We start from the raw sequence: 14,802 nt of genomic DNA, 5'->3' as shown, positions 1-14,802 counted from the left end.
GGTATCCCGTCGAGAGTGATCTAATGATTTATACAGTCGAATGCGGCTTTGCCGATCCCGCCAGTGAAGCAGAGTGGAATAAGTTTTATAGCCAGGAAAAACTGCCCGCGCTCATTTCGGTGAGCGGGTTCCATACCTCGCAGCGTTTCAAGGCGTTGAGCGCCGGTTGCCCTGCCTACCTCGCCCTTCATTCGATCGACAGTCTCGATGTGCTCCAGGGAGATGAGTATCGTCAGAAAGGCGGCGGCAATTTCGCACGCTGGCAACAGCACATCACCGACTGGCACCGCAATCTTTATGGTGACCTTGATCGTGCCCCGGCCATCGGTGAACACGAACATCTGGTGACGAGTGCAGTCGGCCCGGAACCGCTCGTCGAAATGGGCCTCACGCCTTACCGGATGCAGGCTGTCGCCCTGGAGCGATTCCCTGAAGTTCGGTGGCTGGCGAAGCTGGAACACGCCACTGACCTGGGCTTGGAACCGCTTCCGAAGGGCATCCACCGCTATGTGCCAATGACGAATCAATTGACGAAAGGCAGTATTAGTGAGGAATACGGTGATGAATAACATGACATTTCCAAGCCGGCAGATTGGGGCATTTTCGATCACGGCCATCAGTGACGGATACCTTTCCACGGGTCTCGATTCGCTCTCCAATATCGATCTAAGGGATGCGTCAACATTGCAGCAAGACGCAGGTGTGAAGGATCCCTCTTCTATTCATATTAATTGTTACTTGGTTCGGGGCCGTGGCCGCACGATCTTGATTGACGCGGGGGCTGGGGGATTTAAGCAATGGGGCGGCAAGCTGAAAGCGAATCTTGCACTTGCCGGCGTACAACCCTGCGACATTGACACGATCCTTCTGACTCATGCGCATCCCGATCATGTCGGGGGGCTGGTGGATCCGTCAGGGGAAGCCGCCTTTCCCGATGCAGAGTTAGTGGTCCACCAGCATGAGGTCTCTTTCTGGGAGGACGACAGCAATCTCAGCCGGGCGAGTGAGCGCGCTCGCGGAAATTTTCTGTTTGCGCGCAAGGTATTCGATAAGTATCGGGAGAGGATTCACACGTTTACGGATAATGAAGTTCGCCCTGGCATCAGTGCGATCCCCCTTCTGGGGCATACCGCAGGGCATTCCGGTTATCGCCTCGAATCCGATAGCAGCAGTCTGTTGATTTGGGGGGATATCGTTCATTTCCCCCATATCCAGATTGCTCGCCCCGACGTATCCATTGCATTTGACCAGGATCCGCTGGTTTCCGCCGAAACACGATCAAAGCTGTTGGATGCCGTCAGCTCGGACAAAACGCTTATCGCCGGCATGCACCTGGGGGAGCTCGGCTTTGCACGTATCGAGCGGGCAGGCAAGAGCTACAAAATAGCTTACGAATCTTGAGCGTCATCCCTTCCTCTGCCCGCCGGTGCACGGTCGCGGGCCATTTTTATACCGGCAACGCCTGCGCCAGGTAGCCGTCCAGCTCGTTTTCCGGCATGCCGACCTGTTTCGCTGCCGCGCAAATCTGCCGCCAGGTGTTGTCGTCTATCGGGATCCCCCGCTGCAACCGTGCCTCACGGTTTGCGTCTTCCCATTCGCCCGGTACCTCAATCGGCTTGCCGTCGCTTGGCGGCGAAGCCTTGACCCAGTCGATAAAGGCCTCGGCCTCGGTCTGCATCTCGGGCGCTTCAAAGGCTTCCGGGTTGAGGATGATGGTGGTCATGCAGTTGAAAATGGCGCTGCTGTCGGATTTCAGCCTGGCGTCATGAGTCGTGCGACCGCCGGAGAGCGCACCACCAAGAATTTCGCACAGGGTAGCCAACGCATAGCCTTTATGGGCGCCGAACGGCAGCAGCGATCCGAAAGGTTGTTCGTGCATCACACTGGGTTCCGTGGTCGGCCGGCCTTGTTGATCAATCAGGTAGCCCGGTGCCACGCTCAGGCCTTTGTTGTAGGCTACGCGCGTTTTGCCGTAGGCGATGCCGCTGGTGGCGAAGTCCAGCAGTAGTGGTTTTTTACCCTCACGCGGGAAAATCACGCAAAACGGGTTGGTACCAAAGCGGCGATCGCTGCCGCCGAACGGTGCCACCATAGGATCACCCACCACGTTGACGAAATGAATGGAGATAAAACCGGCGCGCGCGCACTGCTCGGCCCAGTGGCCGATGCGGCCGATATGGTGAGAGTTATGTAAAGCCACCGCCGCCAACCCCAACTGACGGGCGCGTTCGATCCCCGTGTCCATCGCTTCACTGGCCACCACCTGGCCGAATCCCTGGCCGCCGTCAATCGTCAGCACCGCGCCGGCGTCACGCACCACCTGGGCATGAACGTTAAGCTGCAACTGCCCTTCCGCCAGCGACGCCATATAGCTTGGGATCATACCGACGCCATGCGAGTCATGCCCGGCCAGATTGGCCTGCACCAAATGCTCCGCCACCAGCGCGGCCTCCCGCTCCGTGCTGCCGGCATGGCGCCAAATGGCCTGTACAAATTGTTCAAGGCTTTGGCTGTCGATACGGTGTTCGGTGCTCATAATGCAGGTCCTTGCGCTGAAAGATGTTCACAAACACTAGGAGCAAATCGTTGTTGCGGCAAGCAATGATGACAACGGCAATCAACGCTCTCTGGCGCGCTCGGCCGTCAGCGCCGCGATACGCATGATGACTGCTACCGCCTGCTCCATGCCCTCAAGAGAGATGAACTCGTGCTTGCCGTGAAAGTTATAGCCGCCGGTAAACAGGTTCGGGCATGGCAGGCCGCGAAACGACAGCTGCGCCCCGTCGGTGCCGCCGCGAATCGGTTTCATTATCGGTTCGATGTCACAATCACGCATCGCCTGCTGCGCCAACGCGATCACATGCGGATGCTCAGCCACATGCTCGCGCATGTTGTAATAACTGTCTTCGATCGTCACTTCGATGTAGCAATCGCGCGGCAGGCCTTTGCCCACCTGGCGCGCCACTTCAATCATCCGACGTTTGCGCGCTTCAAAACCTTCGCGCTCGAAATCACGCAGGATATAGTGCATTTCGGCACGTTCAACGCTCCCCTTGATGCTGCTGAGGTGGTAGAACCCCTGATAGCCAGCGGTGGTTTCCGGGGTTTCATCCGCCGGTAACGTCTGCTGAATCCGGGTCGCCAGCGACAACGCGTTAACCATCACTCCTTTGGCGCTGCCGGGATGAACGTTGTTGCCGACAATTTTAATGGTCACCGAGGCCGCATTGAAATTTTCGCATTCCAGCTCCCCGACGCCGCCACCGTCGACGGTATAAGCCCACTCGGCGTTGAACTCTTCTACGTCAAACAGCTGTGCCCCTTTACCCACCTCTTCGTCCGGGGTAAAGGCCACGCGTATATCGCCGTGCGGAATGTTGCTCTGTTGCAAGCGCACCATAGCGGTCAGTATTTCGGCAATGCCCGCTTTGTCATCGGCGCCGAGCAGCGTTTTGCCCTCCGCGGTGATCAGCGTCTGCCCCAGCATTTGGTGCAGGATCGGGAACATCACCGGCGACAGCACTTCATCGCCGATGCCCAGGGCAATATCGCCGCCGCGGTAATTTTCGACAATCTGCGGATTAACGTGCTTACCGGTGAAGTCCGGTGAAGTATCCAGATGAGAAATAAATCCAATGGCCGGCACCGGCCAGGCAACGTTGCCTGGTAAAGTCCCCATCACGCAGCCGTGCTCGCTGAGCGACACCCGTTCAAACCCCAGTTCAATCATTTCCTGTTGCAACGCACGCGCCAGCTTCAGTTGCCCGTCGGTACTCGGCACATGTTTGACGTTCGCTTTAGATTGCGTGTCGAAAGAGACGTAGTTAAAAAAGCGATCAAGTAGTTTATTCATGGCATCCGTCCTCAGAATATCGCATTTCATTATGCGGAACCGATCCGGATCAAATATTGAGACAGGTCATTTTTAACCAGAATTAACGGAAATCATTAATTCCCGAGATGTGTGCAATCTCACCGGCAGTCTCCAGCCTGGAGGCCACCGGCGCCCTGATGTGATCCCCTTCACGCCTGGTACCTGTTGTCAGCCGCTGACCACAGGTACCTTTTTCGGGCAACCGATTGCAACGCCAAATCATTCCACCTATAACTAATTCAAGGCAAAGATTACCGCGTTCTTATGCTTTTATTTTCGCCACACCGGGGAGTGTTATCAGCAACGTCGTTATCCACTAAAATATAAAAAAGGAACTGCCATGAAAGGTATTATTGATAATATCTTAAGCAAGCTGCAGACTTTCTCAAAAGCCATGATGGGGCCGATATTCTTTCTGCCGGTGATTGGCTTGATTCTGGCATTAAGTTCTATTCTTACCAACACCACGCTGGTGAATGAAAACTCCGGCGTATTTCATATTGGCAAAATGATCGGGGATACCTTTTGGCCGTTGTTTGGCAACCTCGGGCTCATTTTTTGTATTGGCATCACCTACGGCCTGGCAAAGGATAAAAAAAGCGAAGCGGCGCTGGTTGCCATGATGTGCTTTATTATGTTCCTCGGTGCCAACGCCTCTTATTTGCAGTTGAGCGGCCACGTCGCGCAGAAAATTAACGGGGAATATTACGGCACCGGACAAACCGAGCTACTGGGCTTTACCGTGGTGGATATGGGCATTTTCCTCGGCTTGATCCTCGGTATCACCATCGCCTGGGTGCACAACAAACTGTGCAACGTAGAGCTAAACGGCGTGTTCTCGGTCTACGGCGGTTCCAAACTGGTGCTGATCGCCATGACGCCGGTGATTATGCTCTACGCCGTCGGCTTCAGCTACCTGTGGCCGGCCATTTCACACAGCCTGATCGCCCTGACCGGCTTTATGAAAAGTTCCGGTTCGCTCGGCGTGTTCGTCTACGGTTTCTTCGAGAAATTCCTGATCCCCACCGGGCTGCATCACTTTATCTGGTCGCCGTTTCAGCTCACCAGCATCGGGGGTTCGATAGTTCAGGACGGCCACACGGTGTCCGGTTCACAGGCGATTTTCCTCGCCTATATGCGCGACCCCGGCATCTCTCCGCTGATGAACGAAGCGTTGCGCTTTTCGCAACAGGGCATGGTGACCATCTTCGGTCTGTCCGGCGCGGCGCTGGCCTTCTACCGCACCGCCCGGCCCGAGAAGAAAATGCTGGCCAAAGCCATACTGATCCCGGCCATCACCACCTCTATTCTGGTGGGCATTACCGAACCGATAGAGTTCACCTTTCTGTTCATTTCACCGCTGCTGTGGGTGATCCACGCGGTGCTGACCGCGCTGTCGCAGGTGGCGTGCAATCTGTTCGAAGTACGCCCGTGGGGCGCCAGCGGCCTGATCGAGTTTTTGGTGTATAACCTGCCGCTGCCGGTCGCTCTCACACGCTGGCCACTGTATGTAGTGATTGGTCTGGTGCAGTTCGCCGTGTATTACCTGGTGTTCAAAACCCTGGTGCTGAAACTCAACTTAAAAACCCCGGGGCGTGAGGATGACGATGAGGTCAAACTCTATTCCAAACAGGACTACCAAAATAGCAAAAACCTGCCGAACGAATTAAGCGGCATTATTATTGGCGCCCTCGGCGGCAAGAGCAATATTATTTCCGTCGACAACTGCTTTACCCGGCTGCGGGTAGAATTAAAAGATATGCAACTTATTGACGAGCCCGCATTAAAAAGCACCGGCGCCAAAGGCGTGGTGAAAAATAGAAGTGAAGTCCAGGTGATCTATGGCGTCACCGTCGGCAAGGTAAAGAATCAGGTCGAAAAATATTTAGCGGCATTATAACGTTTTATTCATAGGGAGACGTGTCATGAAATTAACCGTTCTGGGCGGCGGCGGCGTACGTTCGCCGTTCCTGGCCAAATCCATCGCCTATAACGCGCACCGCATTGGCGTGACCGAAGTGGTGTTTATGGATACCGACCGGCAAAAACTCGCCGTTTACGGCGCTATCGCACAGGGAGTGTTCGAGCGCATCCGCAGCGACATCGCCTTCAGCCTGAGCAGCGATGCCCACCAGGCACTGAGCGGTGCCGATTACATCATCACCACGTTGCGCATCGGCGGCGAGGAAGGCCGCATTCATGACGAGCGCATCGCGCTCAACCATCAGGTGTTGGGGCAGGAAACCACCGGCGCGGGCGGTTTCGCCATGGCAATGCGTTCCATTCCAGCCATCATCGATTACTGCCGCCTGATCGAACAGGTGGCATCGCCGAACGCGGTGCTGTTCAACTTCACCAACCCTTCCGGCATGGTGACCGAGGCGATCATCAAATCCGGCTTCAAACGCAAGGTGTACGGCATTTGCGACGCGCCCAGCGAATTTATCCGTGAACTGGCAGCGCTGCTGGGTTGCCGCGAGGCCGAGTTGAGCGTCGACTGTTTTGGGCTGAACCACCTGTCGTGGTTTCGCAACGTGCGGGTCAACGGCCAGGACGTCACAGAGCAATTGCTGGCCGACCCGCGCCTGTACCGCGATACCTGCATGAAATATTTCTCGCCGGAGCTGGTGGCGCTGTCCGACAACCTGATGCTCAACGAGTACCTGTATTATTACTACTACCGCGAACAGGCGATCGCCGCCATCGTCGGTGCCGGGGAAACCCGTGGCGAACAGATTGCGCAGATTAACCGGCAAATGCTGGCGGACCTTGCCGAACTGGACATCCCCCGCCAATTGGATCAGGCCTTCAGCGTGTATTTCAGCCACTATCTGACGCGTGAAAACTCTTATATGCAGCGCGAATCGAGCCAGGGCAAAGTGAAAGAACGTGCGATGCTGACGCTGCAACAGTTTATCGAACAGCCAGACAGCGGCGGTTACGCCGGGGTGGCGATAGACATTCTGGAAGCGGTGAATAACGGCCAGCAAAAACGCGTGGTGGTGTCGATGCAAAACAATGACACGCTCGATTTCCTGCACCCGGAGGACGTGATCGAAATCAGCTGCGAACTGAGCAACGCGGGCATTCACCCGGTGAAAATGCGCGATATCCCCGATACCCAGAAGAACCTGATCGCGCAGGTCAAAGAATACGAGCGCCTGGCGGTCGCGGCCATCCTGGAGGGTAATCGCCAAAAGGCCATCAAAGCGCTGATGGTGCACCCGCTGGTGAATTCCTATTCGCTGGCGAAAACCCTGGTCGAGGAATATCTTCAGGCCCATCACCCGTATGCCAAGCACTGGCGTTAAGCGACGCGGCGCATGCCTTCAGGGGATGCGCCGTTCAAACCAGGCCTTGATCAGGTTTTCAAACCCCAGCAGACAATGGCCGAAAAACGGATTGGGGTAGTAAATATCGTGGTCGTACTTCTGCCGGTCTTCATAAAGAAAGGTCATGTCTGCCTGCCGCGCCAGCGGGCTGTCGCCGTCGCCGCAAAATGCCGCCAGCCGGATGTTGTTGCGCTTTACCGCCTCACTCCAGCTCAGTGCCGAATTGCTGTTGCCTGACTTTGAAATCACAATCACCATATCAAAGCGGAAACGCATCTTCTGATCGAGGATCTCGAAATCCGGCCACAACGACAGATAACTGTCGATCCCCAGCGTCATGAATTTGTTGTACATATACTGCGCCACCAGTTGCGAGAAACCGCTGCCGTGGATCAGGATCTTGCCGCCGTCGAGCATATCGAGAAACTGCGCCTGCTGCTTTTCATCGGCCGGGACAACCTGCTGCAGTTCCCCCTGCAACGCCGGCGCCATCACCAGGTTGAACTTGATGAAATACACCAGTTCCAGATAACCGCGAAAACCGAGTTTCTTTGCCAGCCGCACCAGCGTCGAGGGCGAGCTATGGCAGCGGACGGAAACCGCCCGGATGCCGTCATCGATGCAAGCGTCCGGGTTGTCGAAAATAGCGTTGAGGATGGTGAGATCCGTTTTGCTCAGATCCACCTGGCTGAATACCTGTTTGAAATTCACCGCGCCCCCTGCCCATTCAGTAAAAATAACGGCCGCTCGGCAGGCAAGAGCAGAGCGCAGCGGGCTACGCTCTGAACTGCAGATTAGGGCCGATCGGCCCGTTCGACTTTTCCTACCAGGAATTTATGCACAAAGCGCGGCACCACTTCACTGGCCTGGCCATAGTGTTTTTCATCGAACTGGCTTTCCACCTGGCTGGGTTCCAGATTCAGTTCCATGGTATGCGCCCCGCCCAGCCGGGCCTCGTGCACAAAACCGGCCGCCGGATAAACATGGCCCGAGGTGCCGATAGCGACAAAGAAGTCGGCCTTGGCCAGCGCCTGATAGATTTCGTCCATGCCCAGCGGCATTTCGCCGAACCACACCACGTGCGGGCGCAGCGGGGCCGGGAACTGGCAGCAATGGCAACGATCGTCCACGCTGAGATCTTCCGGCCAATCAAATACTTGCCCGGAACTGGTGCAACGCACTTTCAGCAATTCGCCGTGCATATGCAGCACCCGTTTGCTGCCGGCGCGTTCATGCAGGTTATCGATATTCTGCGTCACCAGCAGGAAGTTATCCCCCAGCCAGGCTTCCAAATCCGCCAGCGCGCGGTGCGCGGCATTAGGCGCGATTTCCGGCGTTTGCAACTGTTGGCGGCGCGCATTGTAAAACGCCTGCACCAGTTGCGGATCGCGCTTATAGCCTTCCGGCGTAGCGACATCCTCCACCTGGTGTTCTTCCCACAGCCCATCCGCAGCGCGGAAGGTGCGGATGCCCGATTCCGCTGAAATCCCAGCCCCGGTCAACACCACCACAAACGGCTTTTTCAGCTCGGCCGCCGCCATGGTGTCGCGATGGAAAATACGTGAACGAAAGCGCTGATGCAGCACATGCTTGCTCTTACGAAACTGACACAACCGATGGCGAGTGTGCATTAACTCTCTCCTTACCTTTCCCTGTTTTCCAAATTGAGGAACGCCGCCCCGCGCACGCCGCCGGCATCGCCATAGCGTGCTTTCTCGATCCGCGGCAGCTTGGCCACGCGCAGCAAGTGCGCCGGCAATCGCTGTGGCAACGCCTGGTAGATCGCTTCAAAATTCGATAACCCGCCGCCGATCACCACCAGATGCGGATCGATAATGGTCAGCAGATTCCCCAGGCATATTGCCAGGACGTCCATAAAACGCTCAACGTGAGCCACCGCCTGCAGCTCGCCTGCCTGATAATGCGCAATGATCTGCTGCGCAGGCAAGTGCTGCTGATAAAAGTGAGCGTACATCCACTCAAAACCGCGGCCCGATATGTAATTTTCGATGCAACCCTGATGACCGCAACCGCAGGCAACGCGAGGTATATCACGCCCCAGTACCTCGAGCGCATCTACCGGCAGGCGGAAGTGGCCAAATTCGCCGGCGATGTAATTGCGCCCGGACACCACTTTGCCCTCCACGATCAGCCCGCCACCCACCCCGGTGCCCAGAATAATGCCCAGCACGGTCGGATAACGGCGGAACTCTTCGTCCCAGGCTTCCGACAGCGCAAAACAGTTGGCATCGTTGTCGACGCGCACGTCGCGGCCAATCAGCGCCGCCAAATCGCGCGGCAGCGGCTGCCCCATCGCCGCCGGTACATTGGAGGTGAACAATGTCCCGTCATCATTGGGCAACCCCGGAATGCCGATACCCACTTTGCCTCGCTGGCCGCAGAACTCATCCGCCTCAAGGGTCAGGTCACGCAGCGTGGTCAGCAATTGCCGGTAATCGTCACGCGGCGTCGGCACCCGTTTTTGCCAGATGCGATTCAGATCCGCATCAAACACGCCCAGCTCAATTTTGGTGCCGCCCATATCGAAACCGTAGTACATAACCCACCCTCAGGCTAAAAAAAGGGGGCGGCGTTTCCGCCACCCCTGATTTTCGTTATTGTCCGCTCAACACGCGCGCCGGATCGATACGGCTGGCGCGCCTGGCCGGATACCAACTGGCCAACAGGCTGAGCACCAATGCGGTCGCCAATACAATCACCACGTCCAGCCAGTGCAGCTCGGAAGGCAGGAAGTCGATGAAGTAGATATCTCCCGACAGGAACGAGTGCCCCATCAGTTTTTCCAATCCTTTGATGATATTGGTCAGTTGCAGCGAGGCGATCACCCCGACCACCACGCCGCTGACGCTGCCCACCAGCCCGGCCAGCAGGCCGTACCAGATGAATATGGCGCGGATAAAACCGTCTTTGGCGCCCAAAGTGCGCAGTACGGCGATATCGCCGCTCTTGTCCTTCACCGCCATCACCAGCGTGGAGACAATGTTGAAACAGGCAACGCCAATCACCAGCACCATCGCCAGATACATAATGGCGCGGATCATCTGGATATCGCGGTACATGTAGCCGTAGGTGCCGATCCAGCTCTTGATGTAGACGTAGGAATTGGTGACTTCGCCCGCGTCGCGCACCAGTTTGTTGGCGGCAAACACGTCGTTAACTTTAATCGCGATACCGGTCACGCTGTCGCCCATGTCCAGATACTGCTGGGCATCGGCCAGCGGTACCATCGCCAGGCTGTGGTCCAGTTGGCCGCTCAGTTGCAGAATGCCGGTGACATGCAGACGGATGCGTTTGGGCTGCAACAGCTTCATTTGCGGATCGCTGTTGGGGATCATTACCGTGACGTAAGCGCCTTGCTTCACGCCCAGCGCATCGGCCACGCCCTTGCCGAGGATCACCTGCTGTTCACCGCTTTTGAAATTGGCCCAGGCATCGCCCTGCACGTATTGCGGCAGTGCGCTGAGCTGGCTTTCCTGTTGCGGATCGACCCCTTTGACGCCAACCGCACGCAGTTGCGCGCCGTTTTCCATCAGGCCGGTAAAGTTGATATAGGGAGCGGCGGCCAGGATACCCGGCACCTTTTCCACCCGCGGCAAGATTGACGACCAGTCTTTGAACGGTTGTTTCACCGGTTCAATCTCACCGTGCGGTACCACCGCCAAAATACGGTTTTTCAGCTCGCGCTCGAAGCCGTTCATCGCGCTCAGCCCGACGATCAACACCGCCACGCCCAGCGCAATGCCAATGGTGGAGATCACCGAAATCAGCGACACCATGCCGCCGCGCTTGCGGCCCCGGCTAAAGCGCAGCGCCGTCAAAAAGGAAAGTGACGCACCCGCCATTACTCGGCTCCCATCAGGGTCAGTTGCGCCTGCAGGTGGCCGTCGGCCATTTCCAGCTGACGGCTGAGACGCTTGGCCAGTTGCAGATCATGGGTCACCACCAGGAAGGCGGTGCCCTGACGCACGTTCAGCTCACCGAGCAGATCAAAGATGCTGTCGGCGGTGCGTTTGTCCAGGTTGCCGGTCGGTTCGTCCGCCAGCACCAGCGACGGGTTATTCACCAACGCACGGGCGATCGCCACGCGTTGACGCTCGCCGCCGGACAGCTCCGAAGGCCGGTGTTTGCTGCGTTTTTCCAGCCCGACCGCCGTCAGCATTTCCAGCGCCTTGTCCTGCGCCTGGGCCGGTTTCATGCCGCCGATCAACAGCGGCATCGCGGCGTTTTCCAACGCGGTAAAGTCCGGTAACAGGTGGTGGAACTGATAGATAAAGCCCAACTGGCGGTTGCGCAGTTCAGCCTTGGCCGCCGACGACAGGGTATTCAGCGACTGGCCTTTGTAGATCACTTCGCCGGAGGTCGGTGAATCCAGCCCGCCCAGCAGGTGCAACAGGGTGCTTTTACCGGAACCCGAGCTGCCGACAATCGCCATCATCTCACCCGGCTGCATGGCAAAGCTGACATTACGCAGTACGTCGGTATGCAGGTTGCCTTCCTGATAGGTCTTGCACAGGTTTTCGCACTGCAGCAAAAGATGGTTACTCATAACGTAGAGCCTCAGCGGGTTGTACGGCGGCAGCGCGCCATGAAGGGTAAAGCGTGGACAACAGGGATACCGCCATCGCCGCCACGGCGATAATCGTCACCTGCAGCGGATCGACCGCCACCGGCAGCGACGCGCCGTCAATCAATGCGCCGAGGATCGGCATCAGGTTATTCAGGTTGGTGGCCAGTAGCACGCCCAGCAGCGTGCCGAGCAGCGAACCGATAATGCCGGCGCTGGCGCCCTGCACCATAAACACCGACATGACCTGTCGGCGCGTCAGGCCCTGGGTTTGCAGAATGGCGACTTCGCCCTGCTTCTCCATCACCAGCAGGCCGAGCGAAGTAATGATGTTAAACGCCGCCACCGCCACGATCAGGCTGAGCAGCAACCCCATCATGTTTTTCTCCATGCGTACCGCCTGGAACAGTTCACCCTTGCGTTCACGCCAGTCTTTCCATTGCGTCCCCTGCGGCAGTTTTTGCTGGCTGAGGGTATCGACCGTCAGCGGCTGTTGCAGGAACAGACGCCAGCCGGTGATATTACCGGCCGGATAGCGCATCAGACGCGAAGCGTCTTGCTGATTGACCAGCATCTGGGTGCCGTCCACTTCACTGTTGGCGTGGAAAGTGCCGACAAGGGTAAACAGGCGCTGGCTGGGGATACGGCCCATCGGCGTGAACTGGCTGGCGCTCGGTACCATCACCCGCAGCTGATCGCCGCGTTTGACGCCCAGTTGCCCGGCAAGCTGCTCGCCGATGATGATGTTGTACTGGCCCGGCTGCAGCTGTTGCTGTTTGACGTTCACCAGATACTGCGTCAGCGGATCGGCTTCGTCCGGGTTCACCCCGAGCATCACGCCGACCGCCACGCTGCGGGCGCTTTGCAGCACCACGTCGCCGGTAGTCAACGGCGCAACGCGGCTGACGCCCTGCAACCCCTGCGCCATCGAGGCCGGGATCTGCTGGGGATTGATCGACCCCTGCGGGCTGGTGATCAACGCCTGCGGCATCAGGCCGAGGATGTTGTTTTCCAGATCTTTTTCAAAACCGTTCATCACCGACAAAACGGTGACCAACGCCATGACCCCCAGCGTAATGCCGATGGTGGACAGCCAGGAGACAAACCGCCCGAAGCGGTCTGAGGCTCGCCCGCGCATGTAGCGCAGGCCAATGAATAACGCGACAGGTTGATACATGAAATCCGTTTTGTTGCCGTAGCTTAAGCAAAGTGATCAAGGATAATAAAGGCTATACCTCGTTTAGGGAACCACCCAGACGCCTTTTATTCCGTCGATCGCGCTTGCGGCAGCACGTCACCCGGCATCCCGCTTTAACAGGTTATAAACCGACACCCGTGAAATACCCAGCGCCTCCGCAGCCATGGTGGCCGCCCCGCGCAGTTGCAGATAGCCCTGCTGCTTCAACAGCTGGATCACCTGAAAACGCTGCTCGGAAGAGAGTGCGCGCGGCGCGGTGGCATGCGAGGCAGCAAAATTGTTGATCACTGAGGCGATGTCCGACAACGAACGCACACCCTCGGCGACCGGTTGAGGCGTGCTCTGCACTACGGCGGTCAATTGCTGCAGGATGGCAGTGACGCTGTTGAAGATCGAGACATCCAGATTCAGGCAAATCGCCGCCACATACGCCCCTTGGCTGTTGCGCAGACCGATCGACGTGCTTTTGGCCGGGCGTCCGTCCGGGAAGGCATTGGCATAGTTTTGCACCACGTCCGGGAAGTCCGGCGAGACAATGCGCTCCAACCCCATTTCACTGGCGGCGTCACCAATGCGGCGGTTCGACAGATTATTGGCGATGGCGACGATAGCATGGTCCGGTTGTGTCAGATCGTGCAATACCACTTCGCAACTGGGGGCAAACATCATGCCCAGCGCCTGGACAATTTTTTCCGCTTCGCGCAGTAACAGCGCATTTTCCTGCCTGAGATCGCTCATTGACTTAACCATTTGACAAAAATTTTACAAAGAGTAAGTTAAAAATTCCGGGTAATCAATCCCCCCTTTCACCAGCGCGAGGTCGCCATGAGTTCAACGCCCCACTGTATCACCGCAGCCGACATCTCTACCGCCGCCGAAATTCTGGCCGGGCATGCCATTCGTACGCCGGTCATGACGTCGCATCAGGCCGACAACCTCACCGGCGCAAAACTGTTCTTCAAATGCGAGAACTTCCAGCGCGTCGGGGCTTTTAAGTTCCGCGGGGCCTACAACGCGATCGCGCAACTGAGCGAGGCGCAGCGCAAGGCCGGAGTGATTGCCTTTTCCTCCGGCAACCACGCGCAGGCCATGGCGCTGGCAGCGCGGGAGCTGGGCGTCAACGTCACCATAGTCATGCCGAACGACGCGCCGGAAACCAAGCTGGCGGCGACACGCGGCTACGGGGCCAACGTGGTGATTTACCAACGCCACAGCGAGAACCGCGAAGAGATTACCCAGCAGCTGGCCGCAGAGCATGGCCTGGCGATCGTCCCCCCCTATGATTACCCGCAGGTGATGGCCGGCCAGGGCACCGCCACCAAAGAGCTGATAGAAGAAGTCGGCCCGCTGGACGTGTTGCTGGTGTCTACCGGTGGCGGCGGCCTGCTTTCCGGCAGTGCGATAGCAGCCCGCCACTGGTCGCCGGGCTGTCGGGTGTACGGCGTGGAGCCGCAGGCAGGCAACGACGTGCAGCAGGCTTTTCGCAGCGGGCAGCCGGTGCGCATTCCGGTGCCGAAAACCATCGCCGATGGCGCGCAAACCCAGCAGGTGGGCACGCTCACCTTCCCGATCATCCAGCAGTACGTAGAGGATATTCTGACGGTCACCGACGCGCAGTTGTGCCGGCAAATGCGCTTCTTTATGGAACGGATGAAAATGGTGGTCGAACCAACCGGGTGCCTGGCCGCAGCGGCGGCAATGAATTCGCTGCTGGATTTGCGCGGTAAAAAAGTCGGGGTGATTGTCAGCGGCGGCAACGTCGATGTGGATAAAATCGCGCAATACCTCGCTATCGGCGCGCAAGAATAATACC

General features: G+C 57.6%; 14 protein-coding genes. 5 read left to right on the top strand and 9 right to left on the bottom strand.

All coding sequences use genetic code 11. From position 1 onward, the window contains the following. Window positions 1-23: 23 nt before the first annotated feature. The gene (locus SERAS12_RS09890; RefSeq protein ID WP_013812526.1) at window positions 24-569 is read left to right on the top strand and encodes a hypothetical protein; all 546 of its coding nucleotides are present in this window, start codon (window positions 24-26) and stop codon (window positions 567-569) included. Then, on the top strand, window positions 562-1,401 hold the full coding sequence (locus SERAS12_RS09885; RefSeq protein WP_013812525.1) for an MBL fold metallo-hydrolase: 840 nt from the start codon (window positions 562-564) through the stop codon (window positions 1,399-1,401). Before SERAS12_RS09890 ends, SERAS12_RS09885 begins: the two co-directional genes overlap by 8 nt. Window positions 1,402-1,447: 46 nt before the next feature. On the opposite strand, the gene SERAS12_RS09880 is transcribed toward SERAS12_RS09885, so the two are convergent. Next, on the bottom strand, window positions 1,448-2,536 hold the full coding sequence (locus SERAS12_RS09880; RefSeq protein ID WP_013812524.1) for a malate/lactate/ureidoglycolate dehydrogenase: 1,089 nt from the start codon (window positions 2,534-2,536) through the stop codon (window positions 1,448-1,450). An 81-nt stretch (window positions 2,537-2,617) separates the two neighbouring features. Beyond that, window positions 2,618-3,853, bottom strand: coding sequence for a peptidase T (gene pepT, locus SERAS12_RS09875; protein WP_013812523.1), 1,236 nt, complete (start codon window positions 3,851-3,853; stop codon window positions 2,618-2,620). A 361-nt stretch (window positions 3,854-4,214) separates the two neighbouring features. Here pepT and SERAS12_RS09870 point away from each other — a divergent pair, with 361 nt between their 5' ends. Both SERAS12_RS09870 and SERAS12_RS09865 read left to right on the top strand, forming a co-directional pair. Continuing rightward, window positions 4,215-5,774, top strand: a complete 1,560-nt coding sequence (locus SERAS12_RS09870) for a PTS transporter subunit EIIC (protein ID WP_013812522.1) — start codon at window positions 4,215-4,217, stop codon at window positions 5,772-5,774. Between the two features lie 25 nt (window positions 5,775-5,799). Then, on the top strand, window positions 5,800-7,185 hold the full coding sequence (locus tag SERAS12_RS09865; RefSeq protein WP_013812521.1) for a glycoside hydrolase: 1,386 nt from the start codon (window positions 5,800-5,802) through the stop codon (window positions 7,183-7,185). A gap of 18 nt (window positions 7,186-7,203) precedes the next feature. On the opposite strand, the gene SERAS12_RS09860 is transcribed toward SERAS12_RS09865, so the two are convergent. The 7 genes from SERAS12_RS09860 to SERAS12_RS09830 form a co-directional block, all read right to left on the bottom strand. Further along, complete coding sequence (locus SERAS12_RS09860; protein WP_013812520.1) at window positions 7,204-7,917, bottom strand: MurR/RpiR family transcriptional regulator; 714 nt, start codon at window positions 7,915-7,917, stop codon at window positions 7,204-7,206. 83 nt (window positions 7,918-8,000) lie between these two features. Continuing rightward, the gene (gene cobB, locus SERAS12_RS09855) at window positions 8,001-8,837 is read right to left on the bottom strand and encodes a Sir2 family NAD+-dependent deacetylase (RefSeq protein ID WP_013812519.1); all 837 of its coding nucleotides are present in this window, start codon (window positions 8,835-8,837) and stop codon (window positions 8,001-8,003) included. Between the two features lie 11 nt (window positions 8,838-8,848). Next, window positions 8,849-9,766, bottom strand: coding sequence for an N-acetylglucosamine kinase (gene nagK / locus SERAS12_RS09850; protein ID WP_013812518.1), 918 nt, complete (start codon window positions 9,764-9,766; stop codon window positions 8,849-8,851). Between the two features lie 55 nt (window positions 9,767-9,821). Continuing rightward, complete coding sequence (lolE, locus tag SERAS12_RS09845; RefSeq protein ID WP_013812517.1) at window positions 9,822-11,069, bottom strand: lipoprotein-releasing ABC transporter permease subunit LolE; 1,248 nt, start codon at window positions 11,067-11,069, stop codon at window positions 9,822-9,824. Next, window positions 11,069-11,773 carry a lipoprotein-releasing ABC transporter ATP-binding protein LolD gene (lolD, locus tag SERAS12_RS09840; RefSeq protein ID WP_006324815.1) on the bottom strand — a complete coding sequence of 235 codons (705 nt, stop codon included), beginning with the start codon at window positions 11,771-11,773 and terminating at the stop codon, window positions 11,069-11,071. The genes lolE and lolD overlap by 1 nt, the downstream gene beginning before the upstream one ends. Then, window positions 11,766-12,968 carry a lipoprotein-releasing ABC transporter permease subunit LolC gene (lolC, locus tag SERAS12_RS09835; RefSeq protein ID WP_013812516.1) on the bottom strand — a complete coding sequence of 401 codons (1,203 nt, stop codon included), beginning with the start codon at window positions 12,966-12,968 and terminating at the stop codon, window positions 11,766-11,768. Before lolC ends, lolD begins: the two co-directional genes overlap by 8 nt. Window positions 12,969-13,085: 117 nt before the next feature. Next, window positions 13,086-13,727 carry a transcriptional regulator gene (locus SERAS12_RS09830; RefSeq protein ID WP_013812515.1) on the bottom strand — a complete coding sequence of 214 codons (642 nt, stop codon included), beginning with the start codon at window positions 13,725-13,727 and terminating at the stop codon, window positions 13,086-13,088. Window positions 13,728-13,814: 87 nt separating this feature from the next. On the opposite strand from SERAS12_RS09830, the gene SERAS12_RS09825 reads away from it, so the two are divergent. Next, window positions 13,815-14,798 (top strand): threo-3-hydroxy-L-aspartate ammonia-lyase, encoded by a 984-nt coding sequence (locus tag SERAS12_RS09825; RefSeq protein ID WP_013812514.1) that lies wholly within the window; start codon window positions 13,815-13,817, stop codon window positions 14,796-14,798. Window positions 14,799-14,802: the final 4 nt, after the last annotated feature.

It is taken from the genome of Serratia sp. AS12 (genome assembly GCF_000214195.1).
Classification (GTDB): domain Bacteria; phylum Pseudomonadota; class Gammaproteobacteria; order Enterobacterales; family Enterobacteriaceae; genus Serratia; species Serratia plymuthica.
Note: the sequence above shows the minus strand (reverse complement) of the source record. Positions and strands in the feature narration are given on the sequence as shown.